The organism is Bradyrhizobium sp. SZCCHNR3119 (assembly GCF_032487775.1).
GTDB lineage: Bacteria > Pseudomonadota > Alphaproteobacteria > Rhizobiales > Xanthobacteraceae > Bradyrhizobium.
The window spans coordinates 2089463-2116380 of record NZ_JAUEUV010000001.1; the positions used below are offsets into that span (position 1 = coordinate 2089463).

General features: G+C 63.3%; 26 protein-coding genes and 1 riboswitch. Of the genes, 5 read left to right on the forward strand and 21 right to left on the reverse strand.

The genetic code is table 11. The annotated features are described in order from the left end of the window. Positions 1 to 272 precede the first annotated feature (272 nt). Complete coding sequence (locus tag QX034_RS09895; protein ID WP_315702748.1) at positions 273 to 1331, forward strand: polysaccharide deacetylase family protein; 1059 nt, start codon at positions 273 to 275, stop codon at positions 1329 to 1331. A 129-nt stretch (positions 1332 to 1460) separates the two neighbouring features. Continuing rightward, positions 1461 to 2270: an SDR family oxidoreductase gene (locus QX034_RS09900; RefSeq protein WP_315702747.1), complete on the forward strand. Its 810-nt coding sequence runs from the start codon at positions 1461 to 1463 to the stop codon at positions 2268 to 2270. A gap of 68 nt (positions 2271 to 2338) precedes the next feature. Here QX034_RS09900 and boxB read toward each other — a convergent pair whose 3' ends face one another. From boxB to QX034_RS09920, 4 genes are all read right to left on the reverse strand, one after another. Further along, on the reverse strand, positions 2339 to 3790 hold the full coding sequence (boxB, locus tag QX034_RS09905; protein WP_315702746.1) for a benzoyl-CoA 2,3-epoxidase subunit BoxB: 1452 nt from the start codon (positions 3788 to 3790) through the stop codon (positions 2339 to 2341). Between the two features lie 85 nt (positions 3791 to 3875). After that, on the reverse strand, positions 3876 to 5564 hold the full coding sequence (boxC, locus tag QX034_RS09910) for a 2,3-epoxybenzoyl-CoA dihydrolase (protein WP_315702745.1): 1689 nt from the start codon (positions 5562 to 5564) through the stop codon (positions 3876 to 3878). 97 nt (positions 5565 to 5661) lie between these two features. Beyond that, the gene (locus QX034_RS09915; protein ID WP_315702744.1) at positions 5662 to 6465 is read right to left on the reverse strand and encodes an alpha/beta hydrolase; all 804 of its coding nucleotides are present in this window, start codon (positions 6463 to 6465) and stop codon (positions 5662 to 5664) included. Between the two features lie 110 nt (positions 6466 to 6575). Next, positions 6576 to 8126, reverse strand: a complete 1551-nt coding sequence (locus QX034_RS09920; RefSeq protein WP_315702743.1) for a benzoate-CoA ligase family protein — start codon at positions 8124 to 8126, stop codon at positions 6576 to 6578. A 113-nt stretch (positions 8127 to 8239) separates the two neighbouring features. Here QX034_RS09920 and QX034_RS09925 point away from each other — a divergent pair, with 113 nt between their 5' ends. The 3 genes from QX034_RS09925 to QX034_RS09935 all read left to right on the forward strand — a co-directional run bounded on the left by QX034_RS09925 (position 8240) and on the right by QX034_RS09935 (position 10118). Then, a complete protein-coding gene (locus tag QX034_RS09925; RefSeq protein WP_315745212.1) occupies positions 8240 to 9163 on the forward strand; it encodes a helix-turn-helix transcriptional regulator in 924 nt (307 codons plus the stop codon). Between the two features lie 329 nt (positions 9164 to 9492). Beyond that, a complete protein-coding gene (locus QX034_RS09930) occupies positions 9493 to 9849 on the forward strand; it encodes a PilZ domain-containing protein (protein WP_315762517.1) in 357 nt (118 codons plus the stop codon). A 5-nt stretch (positions 9850 to 9854) separates the two neighbouring features. After that, the gene (locus tag QX034_RS09935; RefSeq protein ID WP_315702740.1) at positions 9855 to 10118 is read left to right on the forward strand and encodes a hypothetical protein; all 264 of its coding nucleotides are present in this window, start codon (positions 9855 to 9857) and stop codon (positions 10116 to 10118) included. Between the two features lie 73 nt (positions 10119 to 10191). Here the strand turns inward: QX034_RS09935 and QX034_RS09940 are convergent, their stop codons facing one another. From QX034_RS09940 to QX034_RS10020, 17 genes are all read right to left on the reverse strand, one after another. Beyond that, on the reverse strand, positions 10192 to 10926 hold the full coding sequence (locus QX034_RS09940) for an energy transducer TonB (RefSeq protein ID WP_315762515.1): 735 nt from the start codon (positions 10924 to 10926) through the stop codon (positions 10192 to 10194). Between the two features lie 37 nt (positions 10927 to 10963). Further along, entirely contained in the window at positions 10964 to 11398 is a 435-nt protein-coding gene (gene exbD, locus QX034_RS09945) for a TonB system transport protein ExbD (RefSeq protein ID WP_315702738.1), read from the reverse strand. Between the two features lie 5 nt (positions 11399 to 11403). After that, positions 11404 to 12219: a tonB-system energizer ExbB gene (gene exbB / locus QX034_RS09950; protein WP_315702737.1), complete on the reverse strand. Its 816-nt coding sequence runs from the start codon at positions 12217 to 12219 to the stop codon at positions 11404 to 11406. A gap of 47 nt (positions 12220 to 12266) precedes the next feature. Then, complete coding sequence (locus QX034_RS09955) at positions 12267 to 14531, reverse strand: TonB-dependent receptor (RefSeq protein WP_315702736.1); 2265 nt, start codon at positions 14529 to 14531, stop codon at positions 12267 to 12269. A 207-nt stretch (positions 14532 to 14738) separates the two neighbouring features. Then, positions 14739 to 15116, reverse strand: a complete 378-nt coding sequence (locus QX034_RS09960; RefSeq protein WP_315768940.1) for a DUF2946 family protein — start codon at positions 15114 to 15116, stop codon at positions 14739 to 14741. Positions 15117 to 15461: 345 nt separating this feature from the next. Further along, positions 15462 to 15842, reverse strand: a complete 381-nt coding sequence (locus tag QX034_RS09965) for a hypothetical protein (RefSeq protein WP_315703174.1) — start codon at positions 15840 to 15842, stop codon at positions 15462 to 15464. Between the two features lie 134 nt (positions 15843 to 15976). Then, positions 15977 to 17182, reverse strand: coding sequence for an agmatinase family protein (locus tag QX034_RS09970; protein ID WP_315702734.1), 1206 nt, complete (start codon positions 17180 to 17182; stop codon positions 15977 to 15979). 35 nt (positions 17183 to 17217) lie between these two features. Then, complete coding sequence (locus tag QX034_RS09975) at positions 17218 to 17991, reverse strand: ABC transporter ATP-binding protein (protein ID WP_315702733.1); 774 nt, start codon at positions 17989 to 17991, stop codon at positions 17218 to 17220. Further along, positions 17988 to 18812 carry an ABC transporter permease gene (locus QX034_RS09980; protein ID WP_315703173.1) on the reverse strand — a complete coding sequence of 275 codons (825 nt, stop codon included), beginning with the start codon at positions 18810 to 18812 and terminating at the stop codon, positions 17988 to 17990. The genes QX034_RS09975 and QX034_RS09980 overlap by 4 nt, the downstream gene beginning before the upstream one ends. A 241-nt stretch (positions 18813 to 19053) precedes the next feature. Continuing rightward, entirely contained in the window at positions 19054 to 20124 is a 1071-nt protein-coding gene (locus QX034_RS09985) for a putative urea ABC transporter substrate-binding protein (protein ID WP_315744238.1), read from the reverse strand. Between the two features lie 77 nt (positions 20125 to 20201). Next, positions 20202 to 20302: riboswitch (guanidine-I (ykkC/yxkD leader) on the reverse strand. Between the two features lie 135 nt (positions 20303 to 20437). Further along, positions 20438 to 21151, reverse strand: a complete 714-nt coding sequence (locus QX034_RS09990; RefSeq protein WP_315702731.1) for an ABC transporter ATP-binding protein — start codon at positions 21149 to 21151, stop codon at positions 20438 to 20440. Continuing rightward, complete coding sequence (locus QX034_RS09995; protein ID WP_315702730.1) at positions 21144 to 21911, reverse strand: ABC transporter ATP-binding protein; 768 nt, start codon at positions 21909 to 21911, stop codon at positions 21144 to 21146. The genes QX034_RS09990 and QX034_RS09995 overlap by 8 nt, the downstream gene beginning before the upstream one ends. After that, positions 21904 to 22851, reverse strand: coding sequence for a branched-chain amino acid ABC transporter permease (locus QX034_RS10000; protein ID WP_315702729.1), 948 nt, complete (start codon positions 22849 to 22851; stop codon positions 21904 to 21906). Before QX034_RS10000 ends, QX034_RS09995 begins: the two co-directional genes overlap by 8 nt. Continuing rightward, on the reverse strand, positions 22848 to 23765 hold the full coding sequence (locus QX034_RS10005; RefSeq protein WP_315702728.1) for a branched-chain amino acid ABC transporter permease: 918 nt from the start codon (positions 23763 to 23765) through the stop codon (positions 22848 to 22850). The genes QX034_RS10000 and QX034_RS10005 overlap by 4 nt, the downstream gene beginning before the upstream one ends. Before the next feature lie 126 nt (positions 23766 to 23891). Next, entirely contained in the window at positions 23892 to 25064 is a 1173-nt protein-coding gene (locus QX034_RS10010; protein WP_315702727.1) for an ABC transporter substrate-binding protein, read from the reverse strand. 248 nt (positions 25065 to 25312) lie between these two features. After that, the gene (locus QX034_RS10015; RefSeq protein ID WP_315702726.1) at positions 25313 to 26527 is read right to left on the reverse strand and encodes an ABC transporter substrate-binding protein; all 1215 of its coding nucleotides are present in this window, start codon (positions 26525 to 26527) and stop codon (positions 25313 to 25315) included. 66 nt (positions 26528 to 26593) lie between these two features. Continuing rightward, complete coding sequence (locus tag QX034_RS10020; protein WP_315702725.1) at positions 26594 to 26917, reverse strand: 2Fe-2S iron-sulfur cluster-binding protein; 324 nt, start codon at positions 26915 to 26917, stop codon at positions 26594 to 26596. Between the last annotated feature and the right edge of the window lies 1 nt (position 26918).

Below are 26918 nucleotides of genomic sequence, written 5' to 3' on the forward strand. Positions count from 1 at the left end.
AAACCGGAAATGCGCCGCCCTTTTCGAGCGCCGCGGGCGGATCGCCCGGCTAACCGTTTCTTCAACGATTCGTCGCTAACGTTACGGTTACACCTCTCGCCTCCTTTCCGATGCCTCACTCGCCGCAGCCGCGGCTGATGATCTCAGATCGAAGGGACGGTGCCAGAACCATAGCATTTGCGAGTGCCCATGACGTTCTGAAGTTCGCGGATGGGCGTTGACGCGACAGGTCGCGAGCTTCAGGAGAGGCACCAGTTGGGCGCACGCTTTCGATGAAGCGATTTCGTAAAACCTTGATTCGGGCGGGTCTCGAAGCGCTCTACTTCAGCGGCGCCCATATCTGGCTGCGACCGATCTTCGCAGGGGCCGGCGCTATCTTTACGCTGCATCACGTGCGACCGCGCCGCGAGGCCGATTTCCAACCCAATTTCCATCTGGAAGTCACGCCCGACTTCCTCCGCGAGATGCTCGCCCATTTGCGTGCCCATGAAGTCGACATCATCACCCTCGACGAGGTGCACCGGCGACTCCTCGAGCAGAACTTCTCGCGGCGCTTCGCCTGCTTCACCTTCGACGACGGCTATCGCGACAATCGCGATTTCGCGCTGCCGGTGATGCGCGAGTTCGATGCGCCGTTCACGATCTTTGTCACCGCCGATTTCGCCGCGGGCAGCGGCCTGCTCTGGTGGCTCGCGCTCGAGAGGATCGTTGCCGACGCGGACATGATCGAGGCGCCGATCGGAGGCACCGCGACGCGATTGGATGCACAGGATGCGACCGCCAAATGCATCGCGTTCCAGCGCCTGCACGACTGGTTGCGCGGATTGCCGGGTGAACACGAGATCCAGCGCGAGATGAGCGCGCTGTGCGCACGACATGGGGTCGATGCGGGCGCGATCTGCCGCGAGCTCTGCCTGTCCTGGGACGAATTGAGAGCACTTGCAGACGAGCCGCTGGTCACGATCGGCGCGCATTCCGCAAGCCACTGCAATCTCGCCAAACAAAGCGAAGAGGACGCGTTGCGCGAGATGGCGGAGAGCCGGGCGCGGATCGAGGACGCGTTGCAGCGGCCCGTGCGACACATGGCCTATCCTTACGGCGACCGCGCCGCGGCCGGTCCACGCGAGTTCATGCTGGCAGCGAGGGCCGGCTTCAACTGCGCAGTCACCACCCGCCCCGGCATGATCTTTCCAGAGAATGGAGAGCATTTGACCGCGCTGCCGCGGGTGTCGCTCAACGGCCATTACCAGGACGCGCGCGTGCTGCCAGTCCTGACCTCAGGCGCGGCCATCGCGATGTGGAACGGCTTCCGCCGCATCGACGCGGCATAGGTTAGAGCGACGTCCTCCGTACAACCGGCAGACTTCGCGCGAACAAGCTTCCGACGCGACCTGCCGGAGCCCCTCGCTTGACTCGAACAGCCACGCGGCCCACACAGATCGCAAAGTCAGGGAGGTACCATGTTGAAGGATCTGTTCTCACTCCAAGGCCGCATCGCGCTCGTGACCGGCGGCTCGCGCGGCATCGGCAAGATGATCGCGGCCGGCTTCCTGAGCGCCGGCGTCTCGCGCGTCTACATCACGGCGCGGAAGGCGGGGCCTTGCGAACAGACCGCCCAGGAGCTCAGCGCCAAATATGGCAGCGAATGCATCGCGCTGCCGATCGACATCTCCACGCTGTCCGGAATCGAGAGGCTCGCCGGCGAGATCAAGGCACGCGAGCCCAAGCTCGACATTCTCGTCAACAATGCAGGCGCCGCCTGGGGCGCTGAGTTCGACGAATTCCCCGAAAGCGGCTGGGACAAGGTCATGGACCTGAATGTCAAAACGCCGTTCTTCCTGACCAAGGCGATTGCCGCGCCGCTGCGCGCGGCGGCGAGCCGCGAGCGGCCGGCCAAGGTGATCAATATCGCTTCGATCGACGGCATCTTCGTCAACCCGCTGGAGACCTACTCCTACGCGGCAAGCAAGGCGGGCCTGATCCATCTGACCCGGCGCATGGCGGCAAAGCTGATCCACGACAACATCGTGGTGACCGCGATCGCGCCCGGCCCGTTCCAATCCGACATGAACAAGGCAGCCCGCGACCATGCCGACGAGGTGGCAACGCGTGTGCCTGCGGGCCGGATCGGGACCGAGGAGGATATGGCGGGGACGGCGATCTATCTCGCCTCGCGCGCCGGCGACTATGTGGTGGGCACCACCGTCGCGGTCGACGGCGGCATCGTCTATGCCAATCCCGGCATTCCCGGCGCGGGCTGGGACAGCTGAGTAGTAAAGGCGAATGGCGAGTAGCTCTTCCCTACTCGCTATTCGCCACGCCCTACTCGCAATTCACATCACGACTCGATCTTCACATACTCGAAATCGCCCGGCTTGTTGTCGATGCCGACCCGGGGCGGGGCGATCCAGGGCGCAAAGCCGCCGATCTCGGTGACCGGCTGCATCAGCGAGGCGATGTAGGCGCCGTCATCGGCCGACGGCAGCCATTCGCTCTTGCGCTTCTGCCAGGTCGCCTCGTCGATCAGGATGCCGTCCGGCGTCGCATGGACGTCCTTGAACTCGCCGATGGCACGGTGGAAGGCGACGTGCGGCAGCTTGAGCTGGAACGCATAGCCTGCCGTGGTGATGATCTTGTTCCAACGCAACAGGCCCTTGACGCAGTCCTGCGAGTAGTCGTCGCGCAGCCGCATGTTGAGCGCCGTCAACGCTGGCTCCTCGACCCGCTTGATCTCACCGTCCACCAGCTTGAGCACCGGATAGGTCGAGTTCTTGAGCTGATGATCGTCCTGGATCTGAGTCTCGTGATAGCGGCCCTTGATGCCGGCATTGAAGGCATTCGCCGCATTGGTCGAAACCTCGGAGCCGAACAGGTCGAGCGAGAGCGTGTAGTGCAGATTGAGCTTCTTCTGGATGGTCGGCAGATCGATGACGCCGAGCGCACGCACCTTGGCAACATCGGTCGGATCATCGATGCCGGCGGCGCGCATCGCGTCAACTGTGCGCTGAATGACGCGTCCGACGCCGGTCTCGCCGACGAACATGTGATGCGCCTCTTCGGTCAGCATGAAGCGGCAGGTGCGCGACAGCGGATCGAAGCCGGACTGCGCGAGCGAATGCAGCTGCATCTTGCCGTCGCGGTCGGTGAAATAGGTGAACATGAAGAAGGACAGCCAGTCCGGCGTCTTCTCGTTGAAGGCGCCCAACATCCGTGGTGAGTCCGCGTCGCCCGAGCGGCGGCGGAGCAACTCGTCTGCCTCCTCGCGCCCGTCACGGCCGAAATATTTCTGCAACAGATACACCATCGCCCAGAGATGGCGGCCTTCCTCGACATTGACCTGGAACAGGTTGCGCATGTCGTACAGCGAGGGCGCGGTCTTGCCGAGATGGCGCTGCTGCTCCACTGATGCCGGCTCGGTGTCGCCCTGGATCACGATCAGGCGGCGCATCAGCGCGCGGTATTCGCCGGGCACCTCCTGCCAGGCCGGCTCGCCATAATGCTCACCGAACGGAATGACGCGATTCTCTTCCTGCGGAGCAAGCAGAATGCCCCAACGATAATCGGGCATCTTGACGTAGTCGAACTTGGCCCAGCCGCGCGGATCGACGGAATAGGCCGTGCGCAAATACACCAGCGACTGCTGGAAGCCATCCGGGCCCATGTCGTTCCACCAATCGACATAGCCGGGGTGCCAACCTTCCAGCGCTTTCAGCACCTGGCGATCCTCGGCCAGATTCACGTTGTTCGGAATCTTGGTGCTGTAGTCGACGTTCATGATGTTCATGTTCATGGCCTTTTCCTCCCGAAAGGGGCGAATGGCGAATTGCGAATAGGAGGAGACCACTCCCTACTCGCTACTCCCCATTCGCTATTCGCTACACTCGTGTCATGTCGTAGCGGGGCTTCTGTCCTGTGCCGTAACGCTTCAAGGCGCCCTCCTCGCCGACCGCATTGGGGCGCTGGAAGATCCAGTTCTGCCAGGCGGTGAGGCGGGCGAAGATCTTGGATTCCATCGTCTCAGGACCGGCGAAGCGCAGGTTGGCCTCCATGCCGGTCAGGCTGTCCGGCGAGAAGCTCGCGCGCTCCTCGAAGAAGACGCGAATCTCGTCGTTCCAGTCGATGTCGTCGAGCGCGAAGGTCACGAGCCCGAGCTCCTCGGCGTCGTCGGCTTCGAGCGCCTGGCCGATCTTGTCGCGGACGCGCTCAAGCTCCGAAGGATCGGCCTGGAACCGCGATTCCAGCCGCGTCAGACCGTGACTCATCGGATAGGGACCGAAATTCATCGCCGACAATTCGATCGCCGGCGGCGGACGATTATCGCCCTGGATGGTGCCGATCAGCATGTAGGAGCGGTCGGCGGCGAACACGAGCTCGGCCAGCGTGCCGGCAAAGCAGGAGCCGGGTTCGACCAGCGTGACCAGCGTGCGCGAGGTGACGTCGATGCGCTTCAAGACGCGCTTCCAGTAATGCCTGATCTCGTTGACCAGCCAATGCGCCTTGTTGGCGTCCAGGAAGGCGTCGTAAGCCAGAACCTGCGCGCGTTCGCCATGCGACTTGAACACGAGCATCGCGATCTCGAGTTCGTTGATCCGCAGATGCAGGATCGCATCATCGATCTCGCGCGCGACCTGCAGCGGCCAGAACGACGCGCCTTGCGCGATCATGCCGTCGATATCGGCCGGCGGCGCGGCCTCCGGCGCCGCGATCGTGATGGTGGCGATCCGCGCCGCACGGTCGATGTCGACATTGACGAAGCCATAGCGCACGCTGGTCGCATCGATCGTGCGCTTGAGCGGCGTCAGCGCGACGCCCTTGCCGCCGCCCTTGCGTTTCGAGCTGGCAGCAAATTCCTTGGCGCGCTCGGCAACCTTGGCGTCGACCTTCGAGTTCGGCGCGACCTCGTCGACCAACCGCCACTGCACGGCGCGCTTGCCCTTGATGCCTTCTTCTACGGTGCAGAAGACGTCGGCGTGATCGCGGCGCACCTTGCGCTTGTCGACCACGCGCGTCAGCCCGCCGGTGCCGGGCAGCACCGCGAGCAGCGGCACTTCCGGCAGCGCCACCGAGGACGAGCCGTCGTCGGCGAGGATGATGTGGTCGGTCGCGAGCGCCAGCTCATAGCCGCCGCCCGCCGCCGTGCCGTTGACGACCGTGATGAAGCGCTGGCCGCTGTTCTCGCTGGAATCCTCGAAGCCGTTGCGGGTCTCGTTGGTGAACTTGCAGAAGTTCACCTTATGCGCATGCGTCGCGCCGGCCAGCATGCGTATATTGGCTCCCGCGCAGAACACGCGGGCCTTGCCCGAGCGCAGCACGACGACCTTCACCTCGGGATGTTCGAAGCGCAGCCGCTGCACGGCGTCCGCGAGCTCGATGTCGACGCCGAGGTCATAGGAATTGAGCTTGAGCTGATAGCCCTCGAACAGGCCGCCATTCTCATCGACGTCCATGGTCAACGTCGCGACCTCGCCGTCGACGGAAAGTTTCCAGTGCCGATAACGAGAGGGATCAGTCTGGAAATCGATGAACGTCTTACCTCCCGCGAGCACGCGGTCTTCCCCGGCCATGAGACACCTTTGAGCGGTGAATGATTATCATTTACATGCACAATAATGCATGTTTTAGATCGCGTCTACCCGGAAAAGCAAAAACATGCATTTTGTTTCATGATTGTGATGCCACGGACGACAGTGTCGCGGCCGCAAAATCCGCGATCGTCTTGACCGTAGCTTCCGGCGCCTCCCGATGCGGCGAGTGGCCGACGCCGGGCAGCATCGTCACTGCCACGGGGCAGTAACATTCCTCTTGGACGATCTCGACCTGGCGCGTGGTGCCGTACTGATCATCGCTCCCCTGGATCACGGCCACGGGCACGCGGACGTAAGCGAGAAAGCCGGTGATGTCCCAATTGCGAAACTGCGGATCGAGCCAGGTGCCGTTCCAGCCATAGAAGGCGTTGTCGACATCCTTGTGCCAGCGCGCCAGCTTGGTCCGGAGTTCGGTGGTCTCGTAGGTCGCCTTGATCGCCGCGATCGACGTGACCGAGACGTCTTCGACGATGACGTGCGGCGCGATCAGGACGACGCCGCGCAAGCGATGATCCTGCGGGCCGCCGGCATAGATCGCCGCGATCGAGGCGCCGTCGGAATGGCCGACCAGGAGACCGTCGCGAAAGCCGATCGCGTCCAAGAGCTTGGGAAGCACAGTCAGCGCCTCGCGCTCCATGTAGTCGAGCGGCCGCGGCAGCGCGACCGGGCTCGAACTGCCGTAGCCCGCGCGGGAATAGACGAAGACCGAAGCGCCGGTCGCCTGCTGGAGCTTGTCCGGAAATTCGCCCCACAGCCCAACCGAGCCAAGCCCCTCATGCAGCATGACGATGCACGGCGCTGCCGAAGGCTGTGGACCGATCAGGCGGTATTCGAGTTCAGCGGAGTCGATGGTGAGGGAGCCGGTCGCTCGTAGCTTCATGCGCTGCTCTTTCCTTCGTCATGCCCGCGCTTGTCGCGGGCATCCACGTCTTTCTTCGCATCAGCAAGGCGTGGATGGCCGGGACAAGCCCGGCCATGATGGCGTAACGACTACTGCGTCCCCTCGCGCAGCTTGAAGCGCTGGATCTTGCCGGTCGCGGTCTTCGGCAAGGCGTCCACCACCTCGATCCAGCGCGGATACTTCCACGGACCGATCTTCTGCTTGACGTGGTCCTTCAGCACCTCGTGTAACGTCGCCCGGTCGGCATCGGGCCGCAGCACGACAAACGCCTTCGGCTTCAGCAGCCCCTCCGGATCGGCGTCCGGCACCACGGCGGCTTCCAGCACGGACGGATGCGTGATCAGTGCGCTCTCCACCTCGAACGGCGAGACCCAGATGCCGGAGACCTTGAACATGTCGTCCGAGCGGCCGCAGTAGGTGTAGCGCCCCTCGGCATCCTTGACATATTTGTCGCCGGTGCGGGTCCAATAGCCTTCGAAGGTCGAGCGACTCTTGTGGCGCTGATTCCAGTAGCCCTCACCGGCTGACGGCGCATGCACCACCATCTCGCCGACCTCGCCATCCGGCACGTCCTGGCCGGACTCGTTGACGAGCCGCACCTGATAACCCGGCACCGGCCGTCCCGAGGTGCCGTATTTGATATCGCCGGGCGCGTTCGACAGGAAGATGTGCAGAAGCTCGGTCGAGCCGACACCGTCGAGAATGTCCACGCCGAAACGCGCCTGCCAAGCTTTGCCCACCGTTTCCGGCAAAGCCTCGCCGGCCGAGGTACAGATGCGCAAGCGATCTCCCGCCTGCTCGTTCTTCAACGACTCGTCGTTCAACATCGCCGCAAACAGGGTCGGCACACCGTAGAAAATAGTGGGATTGTAGCGGTTGAGCAGCTTGAACATCAGCGCCGGCGTCGGCCGTTCCGAATTGAGGATCGTGGTGGCGCCGACGGAAAGCGGAAAGGTCAGCGCATTGCCGAGACCATAGGCGAAGAACAGCTTTGCAGCGGAGAGGCAGACATCGTCCTCGCGAATGCCGAGCACCTGTTTGGCATAGGTCTCGGCCGTCGCGGCGAGATTGCCGTGCAGATGGCGCACGCCCTTGGGCATGCCGGTCGAACCGGACGAATATAGCCAGAAGGCCGGCTCATCCTCATGCGTCGCAACCGTGGCGAAGCTGTCGCTCTCACGCGCGAGCTCTTCCGACAGCAGCTTGTGGCCGAAGGCGTTGGCGCCGGAGACGACGACGCAATCGAGATCGGGCATGCGCCCGACGATGTCCTTCACCGCCGGAAACAACGCTTCGGACACGAACAGCACGCGCGCACGGCAATCCGCGAGCACATAGGCGTATTGATCGGTCGTGAGCAGCGTGTTGAGCGGCACCGGCACCACGCCTGCCCGCATCGCACCCAAGAACACCGCGGGGAAATCGACGGTGTCGAGCATGATCATCGCGACGCGTTCTTCGCGGCGCACGCCCAGGCGGCGCAAGAAATTGGCGACACGGCAGGTCTGCTGCTGCAGCCCGCGATAGGTCAACTCAGAGACCGTGTCTGTATAAGCGAGCTTGTCGCCGCGTCCAGCCTCGATATTGCGGTCGAGCAACCACGATACTGCGTTGTAGGACCCTGAAATCTTGGACTCCAAGGCGTTCCCTCCCCGATTTCTTGAATTATAGTGCATAGAAGGCCACTAACGCCGCTTGCTGTCAATGCTTCGCAGCATTATGTTTCCGACTCGTGATCGCGCCGCCGAGGGACATGACGCAAGACAGCAGCACCGAGCAGGACACGGCGGCCAACTCTGACGCCGAGACTGCATTTCTCGAACAATTAGGCCAGCGGGTGCGCACGATGCGCGCGCTACGCGGCATGTCGCGTAAGGTGCTCGCCAAAGTATCCGGCATTTCCGAGCGCTACATCGCCCAGCTCGAGAGCGGCAAAGGCAACGTCTCGATCGTGCTGCTACGGCGTGTGGCGCATGCGATGGGCGCACCGCTGGAAGATCTCATCCCTGGCGGCGAGCCGTCGCCGGATTGGCCGGTGATCCGCGATCTCCTGAAGAAGGCGAACCCAAGCCAGATCGCGCAAGCGAAGGAGCTGTTGGCCGGCAGCACCTCGGCGCCGCTGCGCCGCGCGTTCTCCGGCATCGCACTGATCGGCTTGCGCGGCGCCGGCAAATCCACGCTCGGCAAACGGCTCGCGGACGCGATCGGTTGGAGCTTCGTCGAGCTCAACAAGGAGATCGAGCGGCAGAACGGGCTCTCGGTGGCCGAGATCATCAATCTCTATGGCCAGGAAGGTTTTCGCCGCATGGAGCAGGCCACGCTGGTGCAACTGCTCGCGCGCAAGGAGCTGATGGTGCTGGCCACCGGTGGTGGCATCGTCTCCGAACCCGTCACCTTCGACCTGATCCTGAAATCCTTCTATACGATCTGGCTGAAGGCCGAGCCGGAAGAGCATATGGCGCGCGTGCGCCAGCAGGGCGACCTGCGGCCGATGGCGGACGACCGCTCGGCCATGGCGGAGCTGCGCAACATCCTGGTGAGCCGCGAGCCGCTCTATGCCCGCGCCAACGCGGTGGTCGACACCGCCGGCCTCACGGTCGACGCCGCCGCGACACGGCTCGCGCAGGCGGTCAAACCGATGCTGGCAAACGACGCCAAGGTGTTCGCGCGGGGTTGACCCATCCAGATGTCGCCGCGACCGCTTTTGTCGTGAGCTTCAAGAATCGCCGTCAGCCTGTCCTTGATCTCCGCGACATCGGCACCGGTCTTCGTCGATCGGCAACCGGCTGCAATGCGCTACGCATCATCCTGCCTGCAATCTACTTGCGTTCGAAGCCCGAGCTCGGACTGCGCGATCGCGATGATGGTGAGGCATTACGAAACGACACCATTCATCCGCGAGGGCTGGCGTCCCGCGTTAACCACCAGCGTCATTTCAATACCGTCGCGACTTGGCACGCACCTTCCGATTAATTAATAAAGAGTTAAGTGATCGGAGGACGTATCGTGCAAGACCGTCGTCGCGAGACTCGCCACCGCGTCTATTACGGCGGCGTTCTGACATTCAATGCACGCTGCTCGACGCTCGCCTGCATCGTGCGCAATTTCAGCGATCGTGGCGCGAAGGTCGAGTTCGAAGGGACCGCGTTACTTCCCGACCGCATCGACATCACCATCGAACGACGCGGCTTGTCGCGCCGCGCGCGGATGATGTGGCGCGACCGAGACGCCGCCGGCCTCGCCTTCTGCGATGAAGAGGACGGCGGGGTGATCCCGTTGGAATGGGCGCGGATCTTGCGCGAACGCGAGCGGGCCAACAAGCGGCTGAAAGCGCGCATCGAGCAATTGCTCTCGGAGCGCTGAGCAGGATGTCGGAGCATCAGCTGGAGTCAGCGGACGAGCTTTGGCTCGCCGCAGCCAACACGCCCACCCCGCAAGCGTCGCGCGTCGCGAAACACCGTCCATGGTGGCGCTGGCTCCGACGTCTCGTGCTTCTGTTCGCCGCCCAATATACCCTCGTGCTGCTCGTAGGTGTCGCTGCGGCCGGCACTGTGCGCGCGCTTGTGCTGCCCCAGATCCTCAGCCGCTTCGAGGCGATCGCCGCGGCGCTCAAGCATACGCCGTTCCACTGAACTCTCCGGCAACGAAAGACCTCGTCGTTGGCTTGCGAAGTTCGCATCGCGCCGCGGCACACTCGTTTGCGAATTAATGCGCGACGCCGAAATCCATCGGCCAGAGGTACACGGCTTCGGCCTGAGGTTTGGCCTCCGGAAATTTCGGGAACGGACTGGCGCGGTGAACGATGTCGAGTGCGGCCTGGTCCAAGACCGCATTGCCGGATGATTTGATGATCCGCACGTCGGTGACAACGCCATCACGATTGAGCACGAACCGCAACGTCGCTTTCCCCACCGCGCGATGGGCCGCCGCCGGATAGCGCTTGAACTTCTCGAGGTGGCCGACCACAAGAGCATTGTAAGCGTTTGATGCAGCCTCGGAGAATTGACCGATGCGATCGTTCTTCGGCGGCGCGGTGGTTTCGGGCGCCGGCGGTTGCGCTGCTGCTTGCATCTCCTCCACTTGCTTGGGTTCGGGCTTGGGCAGTGCCGCCTCGGCGTTCTCGGCCGGCGGTGGTGGCGCCATCTGATCGTCGGGCTTCTGCGCCTCGACCTTCGGCGGCTCCGGCGGCGCGGCATCAGCCTGCTGCATTTCCGGCCCGACCGGAAGATCCTCCTGATCCTGGACCTGCGGCGCAGCGCTTTGAACCGGCGCCAGCGTGACCGCGATAGCGGGAAGAACGGCCGGCTCAGGCGACGTGCGCGTGGTCCACAGGACAGCGCCCGCGATGAGCAACGCATGCGCGGCAGCAATCACGATGGCTGCGAGCAACCAGCGCGCGGGCTTTCGTTGTTCCGGCAGATGCAGCGCGAACGAGGTCATGGCGTCAAGATCATCGCTTGAAGATCATGGCTAATAATCATGGCTTGGCCGGCGCCTCTTCGAGACCGACCAGCGCCAGCTTGAGATAGCCGGCGTCCCGCAACAGGTTCATCACGCTCATCAGAGCAGCGTAGTTCAGCTCCTTGTCGCCGCGGATGAAGATCGTCTCATCCTTGCGGTTGGCGGTCGCCGCGTCGAGCGCGCTTGCCAGCATCTCGCGCGCGACCACGGTTTCGCCGACCGCAATGGTCCCGTCCGGCTTGATGGTAAGGAACAGCGGCTTGTCCGGCCGCGGCTGCTCGGGCGCGGTGCTGGCGGGCAGGTTGACGCCGATGTCCACGGTGGCAAGCGGCGCCGCCACCATGAAGATGATCAGGAGCACCAGGATCACGTCGATGAACGGAGTGACGTTGATCTCGTGCTGAACTTCGAGTTCATCGCCGCCTAACCGCGAGCCAAGACGCACAGCCATCGTGGTCACTCCGCCGCATGCGGCAGGGACGCGGGCAGCCCTCGCCGGCTCCGGCTGATCGCCAACAAGATCAGCGCGGAGGCGTCGGTCAGCAGCGCGCGATACCCGGTGATCACCCGCGCCAGGTGGTTGTAGATCACGACCGCAGGGATGGCGGCGACCAGCCCGATCGCCGTGGTCAGCAAGGCCTCCGCGATCCCGGGCGCGACCACGGCGAGATTGGTGGTGTGGGATTCCGAGATGCCGATAAACGCATTCATGATGCCCCACACCGTACCGAACAGGCCGACGAAGGGCGACACCGCACCGATCGTCGCGAGGACACTGGTGCCGCGAGAGATCCGCCGCGCCGCCGCGGCTTCGACCCGCTCCAATCGCAGGCCGACGCGCTCCTTGAAATCGTCGTCAAAGCGATCCGACAGCACGGTCTCTCGCACCGCTGACATGACGAGCTGGGCCGCTGCGTCGCTCTTGTCATGACAGGAGGGAATCATCTCCTGCAGGCTACCGGCCTCCAGCAGCTTGATCCGGCGCTGCACGAGTCGTCTCTCCGAGGCGAGTTCGATCGTCTTGGCGAGCCACACCGTCCACGTCAGCAGCGATGCCAGTGCAAGCCCGATCATCACCGCCTTCACGACCATGTCGGCACTCAGGAACATGCCCCAAGGCGACAGATTTCGCGGCAGCAGAGCATTGACCTCCTGCGCCAGGGCAGGCTGTGAAGCCGTGAGGAAGCCAAGGCCGATCAGGAGGCAAAACACGCCGAGGGCAGGATATCTCCTGCCCTCGCACTTCCAGGCCGATTGCGCGCTCTCTTGCATGTCGCCCTTTCCGCGGCCGGCTATCCGACCGCTTTTGATTTTGCAGCTCATATCTTTTGTGAAATGCCGAAATAGAAGCCGCGCCGCGGACCGTATTGCGGAGCAAACACGCCGATGCCGGAGCCGTCCCTGATCTCGTAGATCGAATCGAAAACATTGACGACGTCGAAGCGGAACGTGGTCGGCTTGTTCGGCGCGACCCAATAGAAGTCGTGCGAGACCCCGAGATTGACCTGGGTGTAGGACGGCAGATGGTCGGTGTTGGCGAAGCCGGACCGCAGGCCGCTGCCATAGATCATCGACACGCTGTACCGGGTATCGTTCCACAGGTAGGACGCGCCGGCCGACGCGGTCAGCACCTGTGCATGATCGGTGTAGACGTAGTGCGAGGCGATATAAGCGAGCTCGTCCGGGGCGAACAAATATTGGTTCGAGACGACGTTGGTGGCGACCTGCTTGGCCCAGGCGAGGTTTCCATACAGGCGCAGATTGCCGTTTTCGTAATTCGCCTTGAGCTCGACGCCCACGTTCTCGCCGCGCTCGTAGTTGAACCCGCTCAGCACATAGGCGGCACCGAACTGGCCGTCGTCGAGCAGATCCCTGGCGAGCTTGTAATAGCCGTCGACGCCGACTTCGAGACCGGGAATCGGATAGACCTTCTGCACGACACCGACATCGAACACATGCGAGCGCTCGGGCAGCACGGGGTCGTTCTGCGACACCGCGGGCTGCTGCGTGGTGCCCTGGACCAAGGCGAGATTGGTCGGCGCCGCGATCACCTGCGACGGCGGCGTGAAGTTGCGCGCGTAGCCGGCGTGGAACGTCGTGCCGTCGTAGGGTTTCCAGGTCAGGCTGATCCGCGGGCTCAACTGATTGGCCTCGACATATTGCCACATCTGGTCGAACCGAAGCCCGGCATTCAAGGTCAACTGGTTGTTGATTCGCCACTCGTCCTGCACATAGGCGCCGAACAAATAGCCGAGCTTGGAGCTGGAATCGAAGATGGTGGCGGGAGCCAGCGGATTGCCGGCGGTATCGAAGGCCTGCGCACCGGTGGCATCGATCGGGAACGCCGATGAGATGTTGTTGACCAGCGAGCGCTCCGCACTCGCCGTGAAGCCGAACCGCACGGTATGCGCATAACCGGCCCGCCAGGCGGTATCCTCCTGGATGCCGTTGATGAAGCTTTGCCGATAGACGTCGGACGAAACGCCGTTGAAGACGAGATCGCCGATCGGATCCGGCATGAAGTGGAGCTGGCTGTAACGATTGAAATAGGAGATCTGGTAATCGACGTCGTCAGCCGACTTCTGATAGGCGAACACGTTGAACTGGTTGAACTCGTTCTGATGCTCGTTGAGGAAGGTGGAATCGAAGTTGGTCACGCCGAACGCGTTGAAGGCCGGGGTCTGTCCCGGGTTGTTCGGAATCTGGAAGGTGCTGTTCGAGACTCCGCTCATGAACGTCAAACGGCTGGTTGGGTCGATCAGGGTCGAGAGATAAAGAAAGCCCTTCTCCTGGGACGTGCGGTCGTGGATCGCATCCCGCGCCGGTGTCGGGTTTTCGATACCCAGATTGTTCTGCATAAAACGCCCCGACACGAAATATTGAGTATTCCCGATCGTGCCGCCGTATTCGCCGGTCGTCGTGATCGTGCCGTGACTGCCACCATAGACACCGATCGAACCGGAATTGTTGAACGCATCATTGCGCGTCTGGATATCGATCACGCCAGCCGTGCGCAGACCGAATTGCGCGGGCAAGGCGCCGGTAAGCAGCGCCAGACTGCCGACGATGCCGGTGTCGAGGATCTGCCCGAACGCTCCGACGCCGTCCGGCAGCATGATGCCGTTGATGCGGTACTGAACGTTGGCATGCTCGTTGCGCACATGCAGATCACCGGAAGCGGCGGAATCCTGAGTCACGCCAGGGAGTTGCAGCAGCGCCTTGTCGAGCGGCGCATTGTCGCCTTGCGGCAGGGCCTGGATATTCTGCCTGCTCATCACCGTCGATGTCGCCCCGACCGGGGCGACGATGCCCTGCCGAGCGGCATCGAAGGTCTGGTTCTGGCTGGCGACCGCTTGAACCTGAACCTCTGCCGGGGTCGGCGCGGGAGCCGATGTCGACGCAACTGCGCGTGCGGCGGGCCGCCGCGACGTCGCCACACGGACCGGCGGCGTGCGCCGCCGCGGCCGTTCGGCCGGTGCGACCACGCGGGTCTCCGGCAGCACGGTGCCTTGATCGGATTGCTGTGCAGGCGCCGCCGGCGTCTGAGCGGAATTGCCGTCCTGGGCTGAGGCTGCCGCATTCATCGCGACAAGCAAGGCACATGACGACGCGGAAAGAAAAGCCTTACGGCCGAACTGCGTCCGTGGAGGAAACATAAAACATTTGTCCTGACATCGATTTCATAGGGACTCCCGGCGCTTCAGCGCGCCGGCAGACGACAAATGAGGGCGGCCGCCGGCCGATCAGACCGACGCAGCCAACGCGCGCACCTGCCGAGGCAAGCGTCGATGTCAGGTCAGAGGAGGTCCACGCGATTGGAAAGCGACGCGCGGCCGCTCGATGCGGGCAAAATTCCGGGCAACCGGGGGACCGATCGCGCTGACGGCGAAATCAACCGCCAGCGCCGGTGGCGACGATACCAAGCCCACCGCGATGTCGGAGCTCGCCATGCAGATCGGGCACAGCGTGTCTGCATCGTCATCGTCGGGGTGGGCGGGCGTACCACCGTCGTCATGCGCAGCTGCAGAGAGGAGCTTGCCGATCGGTCCGGCACTGACGGCCTTGCCGTCGAAGGAATGAATGTGGCCGAAGGACAGCGACAGGTTGATGACCAGCGCAATCAGCGCCAGCCACGATCCCCGCCCGATATTGTCCCGAAACCAGCGCATGTCCGACTGCGACTTATCATCCCTTGAGGACCGAATACCAGCGCGATCTTAACCAAGCGGATTGGCCCGTCAATTCTGACGCTGGTAACAACCCTCGATGACAATTTTTTGCCATCCTTTGACCGTCGACGGCATGACGATCTTGCTACGATCGCGCCGCGCGAGTGCTTGCCGCGATCTCGCCGTCTACGATTTAGCATCGATGCAGCCGATTGCCCGCAGCTCGACCTGCACGTCTTGGGGCTCGGGGCCGCCGCGGCATCGATGGTCGCGCTTCGCGGCGCAACGCAAGCTGCCTCACCGGCCGGGACAATGGTCTGACGCCACATCCGACGGTACAGCGGATCATCGATCCCGCGTATCGGCCTCCCTGAGCTCTGCATAGCTCATCGCCGTCAGCCCCTGCCCGTCGAAATAGACGAAGCGCAGCCGACGCCGCCGCGAAATGAAGTTCGACGGCAACGGATCGTAGCGGAACGTGCCGCCACCGAGATGCGGCGTCAGGCTGCCGACATCGGTCAGGGCATCGATCTCGACGCGCAGCAGCTTCATGCTTGTCCCGTCTCGCATGATCTCGAAAGGGATGCGCGCAAGCCGGAGAAAGCTGGTCGGATCCGGCGCTGCGATGAACCCATCGACGAAGGCAGCCTCCACCTTGTCGAGATCCGCCTCGGGCGCCGCGGCAACCGTCGCACCCTCGGGCTGATGCGGCCTCTGCCACTGCACCGGCCCGCGTCCGCCATGCGGATGATTGTGGCCTGGCCCATGTGGCGGATGCTCGTGATGGTGATCATGGCCATGGTGATGATCATGATCGTGATGATGATGGTGGCCGTGGTGATGTTGGCGCATGACAGTCCTCAATAGGCAACCGGCTTGTTGATGATGGACTTGTGGCTGCCGAGCTTGCCGTGTGCCACCATCGAGCCGAGCGCCTCGACGACAACACGGACGCCGATCAGCGCGGTGATGTCGGAGGTGTCGTAAGGCGGCGAGACTTCCACCACCTCAAGTCCGCACAGCCCTTCGGCAGCGACGAGCCCCAGGATCTTCAGCGCCTCGCGCGGCAGGAAGCCGCCCGGCTCCGGCCAGCCGGTGCCCGGCACGAAGCCACAATCGATGGAATCGACATCGAACGAGATGTAGACCGCGTCCGCATCCTTCCACGCCAGCTCCAGCGCGATCTCCGCGGTCTTCTCCAGGCCGATCTTCTCGATGTCGGCGATGGTCAGCACGTTGGTGTTGCGCTTGCGCGCGACTTCGACGCCCTCGCGCGGCACCTGCCAGCCGCCGATGCCGAGCTGCACCAGATTGGTGGGCGAGACGTTCGGCAGGTTGGTCGCCCAGTACCAGGGCGTGGTGTGCATGCGCTCGTCGAGATCCTTCTCTTGGATGTCGATGTGGCGATCGAAATGGATGATGCCGATCCTCTTGTCGGTGCACTCGGCAATGCCGCGCACGCACGGAAAGCCGATCGAGTGATCGCCGCCCAGCATGATCGGCAGCGCTCCGGACGAGAAGACATGCGCCACGCCGCGGCTGATCTGGTCGAAACTCTTTTCCAGATTGGCCGGAATGGTGAAGACGTCGCCGGCATCGCACAAGGTCATCTGCTCGCGCAGGTCGACGCCGAGCTCATAGTTGTAGGGTGTGTAGAGCGCGGAGATGCGGCGGATGCCCTGCGGCCCGAAGCGCGTGCCAGGGCGATAGGTGGTGCCTGAATCAAACGGAATGCCGATCACGGCCGCATCGTACTTGCCGACGTCGCGCACGTTCTCGACATAGGGCGCCTTCATGAAGGTATTGATCCCGGCGAAGTGCGGCAGCTCGCCACGCGCGAAGGTCGGGATGTCGCGATCGGTCAGGCTGTCGGCGCCGGGCAGGCCCATGTCGAGCGCCCATTGACGCTCCTTGCGCCAGCCGCCGTGGGGCAGCTTGCCTTCGGCCTCCAGCGCCTGCCAACCTTGCGTGGCCATCTTGTCGAAATCCGGATGATGCCGGCGCACGGCTTTGTACTGGGACGACAGTCCGGCGCGGCGCGACCGGCGCATGGACGGGAATGACATCGGAGGTCTCCTTCGTTTCTTCGTTGTTGAAGCTGTTACTGAGCTGCCTGCACGACGGCGCGGATGAAGCCGAGCACGGGCACAGCGCTGTCGCGGGTGAGGTCGAGGTCGTAGGTGATACGCGCGCCGAAGCGCTCGGGCGCCTGCGGGTCGTGCCTGACGCGGTCGAGCGCGATCAGCCGGGTGGCGAGCCCGAAGGCCTCCTTGATGTCGTGCGTGACCATGACGATGGTCATCTTCAGGTCGCGCCACAGCGGCTTGATCAGCGCATGCATCTGCGCGCGGGTGCCGGGATCGAGCGCGCCGAACGGCTCGTCGAGCAGCAGCACGCGCGGCTGTTTGGCCAGTGCCTGCGCGATCGCCAGCCGCTGCTGCATGCCGCCGGACAGCGCGCTCGGATATTTGTCGCGATGCGGACCGAGGCCGACCGCCTCGATCAGGGCGAGGCTCTTCTCGATCGCCCCACGGCGCGATGCGCCGAACAGCCGTGCGGCGAACGGGCTGTTTGCGAATTCGTAGCCGAGCAGGACGTTGCCGAGCACCGTGAGATGCGGAAACACCGAGTAGCGCTGGAACACGATGCCGCGATCCGGACCGGGCTCGGCCGGAAACGGCTTGCCGTCGAGCAGCACCGCGCCTTGCGTCGGCTTCTCCTGGCCGAGGATCAGGCGCAGCAAGGTGCTCTTGCCGGCGCCGGAAGGGCCGACGATCGACATGAACGCGCCGGAAGCGATCTCGAGATTGATGCGCTCGAGCACGACCTGATCGCCATATTCGACCCAGACGTTGCGGAACGAGAGGGCGCTCATCGGCGCGCCTCCTGCTCGTAGGCCCAGGGAAACGCACGCTGGCCGATCCAGACCAGCGCAAGATCGAACAGATAGGCAAGCAGGGTGATCCAGGCGACATAGGGCAGGATCACATCCATCGACAGATAACGACGCACCAGGAAGATGCGATAGCCGAGCCCGACATCGGATGCGATCGCTTCGGCCGAAATCAGGAACAGGAAGGCCGGGCCGATCATCAACCGCAGGCATTTGATCAGCCGCGGCATGATCTGCGGCAGCACCACGCGGATCGCGATCTGCCAGGTCGAACCGCCGAGGGTCTGCGCCTTGATCAGCTGCTCGTGCGGCATGGCCTGCACTTCCAGCGAGAGATCGCGCACCAGCATCGGCGTGACGCCGATGATGATCAGAACCACCTTGGACAACTCGCCGAGCCCGAACACGATGAACAGGATCGGCAGCACCGCCATCGGCGGGATCATCGAGAGCACCGCCACCAGCGTGCCGAAACCCGCGCCAGCGACGGGCAGAAGCCCGATCGCCAGTCCCAGCACCAGGCCGATGACGGCGGAGATGCCGAGCCCGAGCGCCAACCGCTGCAGGCTCGCCGCCGTGTCGGCCCACAGGACATAGTCGCCGGAGCGGCGATCGGGCTCGATGGCGAGACGCTTCGACGTCGCGACCATCTCGGCGACCGGCGGCAGCAGCTTGTCGTCGGGATTGGCGGCGCGGCGCTCGGCCGAGCCGATCACGTAGATCAGCGCGATCAGCAGGAACGGCAGCAGTGCGAGCAACAGCCGGCTGCCACGTCCGGGGACGATGTTCATTGCGCGTGGAATGGCAGCCTCCCTCGGAGATGATTGCTAACGCCCGGCCTGTTAGGAAAGCTCACAGGGGTTTCTGCGAGCTCGGCTAAACCTCGCCCCGCTTGCGGGAAGAGGTCGGATCCGGGTGAGGGAGGGTCTCCGCGACCCACCTGCAGCGGCCTTGTCGAGGCTCCCCCTCACCCCGACCCTCTCCCCGCAAGCGGGGAGAGGGAGCGCACCGCGAACGCGGCTCGCCTGCCCTCCAATATCGGGCCTACAGCTTGCCGTCGGCAGCGAGCTTCATGAAGGTCGGGTCGAAACGCAGCTTGACATTGGACGTCGAGCCCAGCGCCTTGGAAGGCGTCGAGATGCCGACTGCGTCCTTCGACTTCACATTCTCGCCAAGCAGGTTGTGGTCGAAGCAGAAGGTACGCACGAGGTCCATGGTCTTGGGTAGTTCGGGTCCGGTCATGAAGGCGAGCGCATCTTTCGGCGTGTAGTACATGAAGGTGGTCTTGAGCTGGGTCTCGAAGCCGGCCAGATCGGTGCCGGACAGCTTCGCCATCGCCTCGCGCGCCGCGCGGCCTTTTTCGCTTTGGTCCTTCATCAGGGCGATGGTGTCGTACCAGATGCCGACCAGCGCCTTGCCGAGCTCCGGATTGTCCTTGAGCGTCGCGCTGTTGACGACCAGGAGGTCCTCGATCTCGCCGGGGATCTTGCTGGAGTCGAACACCAACGTCGCGCCGGGCTCGGACTTCACCTCCAGAAGCTGAGGATTCCAGGTCACGACCGCGGTGGTGTCGGGCGACTTCGCCGCCGCCACGATGTCAGCGTCGGAGGTGTTGACGGTCTTGATGTCCTTCTCGCTCAGCTTGACGGTGCCCAGCCCGCGCGCGAGCAGATAATGCGAGACGGACAGTTCGACCAGATTGACCTTCTGGCCCTTGATGTCGGCCAGCGTCTTGCCCTTCTTCAGCACCACGCCGTCATTGCCGTTGGAATAGTCGCCCATGATGATGGCCGACGTGTCGACGCCGCCGGCGGCTGGAATGGTCAGGGCATCCATGTTGGTGACGGTGACGCCGTCGAACTTGCCGGCGGTGTATTGGTTGATCGATTCGACGTAATCGTTGATCTGCGTGACCTTGATCGAGATGCCGTATTTGTCGGCCCATTTCTTGACGATGCCGGCTTCGGCGGCATAGGGCCAGGGCATCCAGCCGACATAGATCGTCCAGGCGATATTGAACTCTTTCTTCTTCTCGGCGAACGCGGGCGACAGCGATGCAGTCGCCAGCGTGGAGGCAGCGATCAAGGCAACAAACAGATTTCGCGCTTTTCCCATATCCAGTCCCTCACGGTTTTTGGTGGACCCGCGGACTGGCATGAAGAACCTCGAGCCTGCCAAGCGCGGCCACTGAGGTCTCCCGGGTTTTTGTCCCGCCGTGCACCAGGGCTCTCCCCTGGCGGCTGCTCTCGGACCAGCATTCTCTACGAGAACCGGAACCCTAGCTGCCAACTCTGATCGTGAAAGGAGCAATCGTCATGCCAGAGGAAAACGCTGGCGATTCAGGCCAACTCTCCGTATCGCCTGCCCAAAAACGCATCAACGAGAACGGATTTTGAGCGGCCTGAGCTGGGAGATCCGAGCCGCGCGGTCAAATTCCGAGGTAGCGATGCTGCAGGTCGGGCTCAGCCATCAGCTGATCCGACGTGCCGCTCCAGACCGTGCGACCGCGCTCGATGATCGTGTGGCGGTCGCAGATGCGGGTGAGGTGCTCGACATTCTTGTCGATGACCAGGATCGACTGCCCTTTTGCCTTCAGCATCGAGAGGCAGTTCCAGATCTCCTCGCGGATCAAGGGTGCGAGCCCTTCGGTCGCTTCGTCGAGGATCAGGAGCTTCGGGTTGGTCATCAGCGCACGGCCGATGGCGAGCATCTGTTGCTCGCCGCCGGAGAGCTGGTTGCCCATGTTGCTGCCGCGCTCGGCAAGGCGCGGGAATAGCGCGTGGATTTTCTCCAGCGTCCAGGGATCGGGATTGCCGAGGCGGTTGGATGACGCCGCGACCAGGTTTTCCGTGACGGTGAGATTGGGGAAGATCTGCCGCCCCTCCGGGACCAGACCGATGCCAAGCTGCGCAATCCGGTAGGACGGCAGCTTGCGCGTCTCCTGGCCCGCGAAACGGATCGACCCGGCGCGAGCCGGCGTCAGCCCCATGATGGAACGGATGGTGGTGGTCTTGCCCATGCCGTTGCGGCCCATCAGCGACATCATCTCGCCCGGGCGGATCGACAGCGACAGGCCGAACAGCACCTGGCTGAGACCATAGCAAGTCTCGATGCCCTCGACCTCGAGCAGGGCGTCAGCCATGTTTCACCACCACATGCTGGTCGCCGAGATAGGCGCGCTTGACCTCTTCGTTCTTGCGGATCTCATCCGGCGTGCCGGAGGCGATGATGCGGCCATAGACCAGGACCGAGATGCGGTCGGCCAGCGCGAACACAGCCTCCATGTCGTGCTCGACCAGCACGATCGACACTTCGCGGCGAAGCTCCATTAGCAGCTTCACCATACGCGCGGATTCGGTGACGCCGAGGCCGGCCATCGGCTCGTCGAGCAGCAGCAGCTGCGGCCTGGTGGCGAGCGCGACGGCGAGCTCCAGCTCGCGCTGTTCGCCATGGCTGAGCCGGGAGACCGGCACATCCGCGCGATGTGCAAGACCGACGCGCTCCAGCGCCGCATGCGCCGCGGCGCGGAGCTGCGGCTCCTTGCGCGCATTGCCGAAGAAGCGGAAGGAGTGACCGTCATGCGCCTGCGCCGCCAGCGCGACGTTGTCCGCGGCGGTGAAGTCCGGCAACAGCGACGTGATCTGGAACGAGCGCGCCAGCCCAAGCGCGCTGCGGCGATAAGCAGGAAGCCGGGAGATATCGCGGCCGGCGAGATGGATGTGGCCGGCATGCGGGGCGAGATGGCCGGTCAACTGGCTGATCAGCGTGGTCTTGCCGGCGCCGTTCGGACCGATGATGGCGTGGATTTCACCCTTGGCGACATCGAGGCAGACATGATCGGTCGCGACGATGCCGCCGAAGCGGCGCACCAGATTGTCGACGCGCAGCAATGGTTCAGCCACGGTTCAATCTCCCGAGCAGGCCCATGATGCCACCGCGACCGAACAGCACCACGAGCAGCAGCAGTGGCCCCATGATCAGCGCCCAATATTCGGTGAGCTGCGACAACAGCTCTTCCAGCACCAGATAGACCACCGCGCCCATCACCGGGCCGAACAAGGTGCCCATGCCGCCGAGGATCACCATCACCATGAGATCGCCGGAGCGGGTCCAATACATCACGGCGGGGCTGACGAAATCGGTGTTGTTGGCAAGCAGCGCGCCGGCAAGCCCGCACAAGGTGCCGGCAATGACGAAGCAGACGAGCTTGTAGCGCTTGGACGCAAAGCCGATCGCCTGCATGCGCTGCTCATTGGAGCGCAAGCCCTGCACCACCAGACCAAAGCGCGAATTGACGATCCGCCAGATCAGAAACACGACGCCCAGCAGGCAGACGAGGCAGAGATAATAGAATTCGATACGGTAGTTGAGATTGACGAGTCCGCCGAAATCGCTGCGCTTGTAGATGGTGAGCCCGTCATCGCCGCCATAGCGGGCGAGGCCCGAGGCGACGTAATAGGCCATCTGCGCGAAGGCCAGCGTGATCATAATGAAATAGACGCCGCGGGTGCGCAGGCTCAATGCACCGATCACCAGCGCGAAGATCGCGGACGCGGCGAGCGCGACCCCGAACTGCACATAGCCGGAGCCGATGCCCTCCTGTGCCAGGATGCCGACCGCATAGCCGCCGATGCCGAGATAGGCGGCGTGACCGAAGCTCATCATGCCGCCATAGCCCATGATCAGGTTCAGGCTGACCGCGGCGAGCGCGAGGATGACGATGCGGGTGAACAGGGTCAGCAGGAAGACGTTGCCGGTCAAGCTCGAATAGACCGGCAGCAGCACCAGGCCGGCGACGAGCGCGGCAGCGACGATGGTCTGGACGTTGGGCGAGGACTTCATCTGCGGTTGGCCGGAAACAGACCCTCGGGCCGCGCCACCAGCACGATCGCCATCAGGAGATAGATCAGCATCGAGGACATTGCGGGGGCTGCGGTCGAGGCCGAGGCTGAGCTCAGGATCAGCCGGAGCAGGTTGGGCAGGAAAGCTCGCCCCAATGTGTCGATCAGGCCGATCAGGATCGCGGCGATGAAGGCGCCGCGGATCGAACCGATACCGCCGATCACGATCACGACGAAAGCGAGGATCAGGATGTTCTCGCCCATGCCGATCTGCACGGTGAGGATCGGCGCCTGCATCAGCCCGGCGAGGCCAGCAAGCGCCGCGCCCAGGCCGAACACCAGCGTATAGAGCAGCTTGATGTTGATGCCGAGCGCGCCGATCATCTCCCGGTTGGAGGCGCCGGCGCGGATCAGCATGCCGATCCGCGTGCGCATCACGCCGAGATAGAGCAGCAGTGCCACGGCCAGCGCGACGACGATGATCGCAAGCCGATAGGCGGGGTATTGGATGCCCGGCATGATCGTGACCGGAAACGCCAGCCAGGACGGCAGCGGCAACGCGAGGCCCGCGGGCCCCCAGATCAGCCGAACCGCCTCGTTGAAGAACAGGATCAGGCCGAAGGTCGCGAGCACATGGTCGAGATGGTCGCGGCCATAGAGATGGCGCAGTGCCGCCAATTCGAGCACGATGCCGAGCAACAGGGTCGCAGCCAGCGCCAGCAGCGCGCCGAGGACGAAGCTGCCGGTCCAGGCCACGAACGTCGCCGCGAAATAGGCTCCCATCATATAGAGCGAGCCATGGGCGAGATTGACGAGGTCCATGATGCCGAACACCAGTGTCAATCCGGCGGCCAACAGGAAGAGCAGCAGCCCGAACTGCAGCCCATTCAGGAATTGTTCGACGACGAGAAGCATGCCCTCACTTCACGTTCAACAAATATGGCGGCAGAACCCGTATGGCGCTGCCGCCAATCCAGCCGGCCGATCTTAGGCCGCCGATGCTTTAAGCTTCAAGCAAATTCCAGGCCGTTTTCCTTCGGCCTATTTCATCGGGCACTTGTCGTGGAAGCGATCCTGGTCGTCCTTGACGATGGTGGTGACCGTCTTCAGCGAGAGCTGGCCGTTGGCCTCCTTGACCACGTCCTGAAGATAGAAATTCTGGATCGGGACGTGGTTGTTGCCATATTTGAAGGAGCCGCGGAGCGACTTGAAGTCGGCCTTCTCCATCTCCGCCTTCATCGCATCCTTCTGCGACGTGTCGCCCTTGACCGCAACCACCGCGCTGTTGATCAGCTGCGCCGCATCATAGGCCTGGGCGCCATAATAGGTCGGGCGCAGTCCAGTATATTTCTTGCGGTAGTCCTCAACGAATTTCTTGTTCTGTTCGTTCGGCAGATCGTTGACCCATTCCTGGGCGCCGGGCACGCCGATCGCGTTGTCCTTCTGCAAGGGCAGCGACAGCTCGTCGATGGTGAAGGCGGTATAGAGCGGCATCTTCTCCTTCAATCCGGCCTGCGCGTACTGATTGAGGAACTGCACGCCCGCCGCGCCCGGATAGAATACGAAGATCGCTTCGGCGTTGGAGTTGCGCGCCTTGGACAGCTCGGCGGAGAAATCGAGCTGGCTCGGCCACACCGTATATTCCTCGCCGACCACCTGCCCCTTGAAGGTGCTCTTCACGCCGGCCAGCATGTCCTTGCCGGCGGCGTAGTTCGGGCCGATCAGGAAGACCGACTTCACGCCCTTCTGGTTCATATAGAGGCCCATCGCTGCGGGCGTCTGGTCATTCTGCCAGGAGGTTGAGAACACGTAAGGCGAACACAATTCGCCGGCCAGCTGCGATGGCCCGGCATTGGCCGAGATCAGGAAGGTCTTCGAGTCCACAGCTGTCTTCAGCGAGGCCAGCAGCACGTTCGACCAGATATAGCCGACGATGAAATCGACCTTATCGGACTGCACCAGCTTCTCGGTCTTCTGCTTGCCGATATCAGGCTTCTGCTGGTCGTCCTCATAGATCACCTCGACCGGCTTGCCGGCCATCTTGCGGCCGAGATGATCGAGCGCGAGCTCGAACGAGTTGCGCATGTCGTTACCGATCACGGCGGTCGGACCGCTGAATGTGGAAACGAAGCCAATCTTGATGCTGTCGGCCGCAAGCGCGGATTGCGCCAGGCACAACGCCGCTGCGCCGGCCAGCCAGACTGTTGCTTTCATGTTCCCTCCCCCTGCTGCTCTTGTCTTTATTCTCTATGTACCATCGGCCGAATCTAGCACCGGCCAATGACGTGCCGGCGGCGTTTCGCCGCAGCGCGCCTCCGGGCTTCTCAGGCTTCATGCACCATAGTTCGCCAAAATGCCCGATGGCAAGAACTATACTGCCGGCGGGACAATGATGGTGAAAGCCGAAGGCCGACCGCATCACATACGGCCGGCCTCTCGCTTGCCACCTCAGATGGCCGCACTCACTTCACCAGCGAACAACCGCCGTCGGCGAGCGGCCGGAACGCCTGGTCGGCGGGAATGGTCGCAACCAGGCGATAGTAGTCGTAAGGGTATTTCGACTCCTCCGGCTGCTTCACTTCGAACAGATACATTGGATGGATCACGCGGCCGTCCTGCCGGATGGTGACCTCGCCGAACAGCTTGTCTTTGCCTTTGAACGTCTTCATCTGCGGCACGGCATCCTTGGCATCGTCGCTGCCGGTCGCCGCAACGGCATTCAGATAGGCCAGGGTCGAGGCGTAGACGCCGGCCTGGTTACCGCTCGGCATCTTGCCGTTCATGCCCGGACGGGCGGCAAAACGCTTTGCGAACGCACGCGTATCGTCGTCCATGTCCCAATAGAACGCCTCCAGGAGTTGCAACCCCTGCGCGGCCTTCAGCCCCATGCCGTGGATATCGTTGATGAAGAGCAGGAAGGCGACCAGCGACTGGCCACCCTGCTGGATGCCGAACTCCGCGGCCTGCTTCACCACGTTGATGGTATCGCCGCCGGCATTGGCGAGCCCGATCACCTTGGCTCTCGAGCTCTGCGCCTGCAGCAGGAACGAGGCGAAATCGGAGGTCCCGAGCGGATGCTTGGCAGAGCCCAGCACCTTGCCGCCATGCTTGTCGATGTAGTTGGTGGCCTCGGCCTCGATGCCCTGGCCCAGCGCATAGTTCACGGTGATGAAGTACCAATCCTTGCCGCCGCGCCCCATCATCGCGGCTGCCGTGGTGTTGCCGGTGGCCCAGGCATCGTTGACCCATTGGATCGTATTCGGCGAGCAGGCCTTGCCAGCGAGATCCGAGCTGGCCGTCGACGAAGCCAGAAAGGTCATCCGGCTGTTGCGCAGCAGCTCATTGACCGTCAGGCCCACGGCCGAATTCGGGACATCGACCACGGCGTCGACCTTGTCGACATCGAGCCATTTGCGCACGATCGCCGAGCCGACATCGGCCTTGTTCTGATGGTCGGCATAGACGATCTCGACCTTGATGCCCTTGCCGCCGCCGTTGAAATCTTCCGCTGCCATGCGCGCGGCCTCGACCGAGCCCATGCCATTGGTGTCCTGGAAAATGCCGGAGATATCGTTCAACACCCCGATGCGGACGACATTGTCAGAGATTTCCGCGCGAGCCGGCGCACAGGCCAAGCCCAGCACGGCAAGTGCGAGCGCGTAGTTCAACTGCTTCATATATCCCTCCCCCGTTTTGATTTGCTTGTTGTTGCGGCCGGGCTCTGCGCCCCGGCCGATCGAACGTCAGCTCTGCCGTTCCGGCAGGCGCAGCACGAGCCCCTCCAGCGCGGGCGACACCTTGATCTGGCACGCCAGGCGGCTATTCGGCAGCCGTTCCGATGCAGTGCCGTCGAGCAGCGCATCCTCGTCGTCGCTCACCGCATCAAGCTTCGGAAGCCAGGCGTCATCGACGTACACATGGCAGGTCGCACACACGGCGTTGCCGCCGCACTCGGCAACGATGCCGTCGACGCCATGGGTCAGCGCCGCCAGCATGATGCTGGCGCCGTCCTCGGCATCGACTTGCTCGCTGCGATTGTCCGGATGAATGAAGGTGATCCTCGTCATG

What these genes read in the sequence shown, in the direction of transcription:
- QX034_RS09975 (WP_315702733.1), bottom strand. Translation starts at nt 17,991, where the DNA reads ATGAGCGCCCTCTCGTTCCGCAACGTCTGGGTCGAATATGGCGATCAG.
- QX034_RS09935 (WP_315702740.1), top strand. Translation starts at nt 9,855, where the DNA reads ATGTCGGAGCATCAGCTGGAGTCAGCGGACGAGCTTTGGCTCGCCGCA.
- exbD (WP_315702738.1), bottom strand. Translation starts at nt 11,398, where the DNA reads ATGGCTGTGCGTCTTGGCTCGCGGTTAGGCGGCGATGAACTCGAAGTT.
- QX034_RS09970 (WP_315702734.1), bottom strand. Translation starts at nt 17,182, where the DNA reads ATGTCATTCCCGTCCATGCGCCGGTCGCGCCGCGCCGGACTGTCGTCC.
- QX034_RS09900 (WP_315702747.1), top strand. Translation starts at nt 1,461, where the DNA reads ATGTTGAAGGATCTGTTCTCACTCCAAGGCCGCATCGCGCTCGTGACC.
- QX034_RS09985 (WP_315744238.1), bottom strand. Translation starts at nt 20,124, where the DNA reads ATGGGAAAAGCGCGAAATCTGTTTGTTGCCTTGATCGCTGCCTCCACG.
- QX034_RS10000 (WP_315702729.1), bottom strand. Translation starts at nt 22,851, where the DNA reads ATGAAGTCCTCGCCCAACGTCCAGACCATCGTCGCTGCCGCGCTCGTC.
- QX034_RS09990 (WP_315702731.1), bottom strand. Translation starts at nt 21,151, where the DNA reads ATGGCTGACGCCCTGCTCGAGGTCGAGGGCATCGAGACTTGCTATGGT.
- QX034_RS10015 (WP_315702726.1), bottom strand. Translation starts at nt 26,527, where the DNA reads ATGAAGCAGTTGAACTACGCGCTCGCACTTGCCGTGCTGGGCTTGGCC.
- QX034_RS09915 (WP_315702744.1), bottom strand. Translation starts at nt 6,465, where the DNA reads ATGAAGCTACGAGCGACCGGCTCCCTCACCATCGACTCCGCTGAACTC.
- exbB (WP_315702737.1), bottom strand. Translation starts at nt 12,219, where the DNA reads ATGCAAGAGAGCGCGCAATCGGCCTGGAAGTGCGAGGGCAGGAGATAT.
- boxB (WP_315702746.1), bottom strand. Translation starts at nt 3,790, where the DNA reads ATGAACATGAACATCATGAACGTCGACTACAGCACCAAGATTCCGAAC.
- QX034_RS09895 (WP_315702748.1), top strand. Translation starts at nt 273, where the DNA reads ATGAAGCGATTTCGTAAAACCTTGATTCGGGCGGGTCTCGAAGCGCTC.
- QX034_RS10020 (WP_315702725.1), bottom strand. Translation starts at nt 26,917, where the DNA reads ATGACGAGGATCACCTTCATTCATCCGGACAATCGCAGCGAGCAAGTC.
- QX034_RS09960 (WP_315768940.1), bottom strand. Translation starts at nt 15,116, where the DNA reads ATGCGCTGGTTTCGGGACAATATCGGGCGGGGATCGTGGCTGGCGCTG.
- QX034_RS09925 (WP_315745212.1), top strand. Translation starts at nt 8,240, where the DNA reads ATGACGCAAGACAGCAGCACCGAGCAGGACACGGCGGCCAACTCTGAC.
- QX034_RS10010 (WP_315702727.1), bottom strand. Translation starts at nt 25,064, where the DNA reads ATGAAAGCAACAGTCTGGCTGGCCGGCGCAGCGGCGTTGTGCCTGGCG.
- QX034_RS09955 (WP_315702736.1), bottom strand. Translation starts at nt 14,531, where the DNA reads ATGAATGCGGCAGCCTCAGCCCAGGACGGCAATTCCGCTCAGACGCCG.
- boxC (WP_315702745.1), bottom strand. Translation starts at nt 5,564, where the DNA reads ATGGCCGGGGAAGACCGCGTGCTCGCGGGAGGTAAGACGTTCATCGAT.
- QX034_RS09940 (WP_315762515.1), bottom strand. Translation starts at nt 10,926, where the DNA reads ATGACCTCGTTCGCGCTGCATCTGCCGGAACAACGAAAGCCCGCGCGC.
- QX034_RS10005 (WP_315702728.1), bottom strand. Translation starts at nt 23,765, where the DNA reads ATGCTTCTCGTCGTCGAACAATTCCTGAATGGGCTGCAGTTCGGGCTG.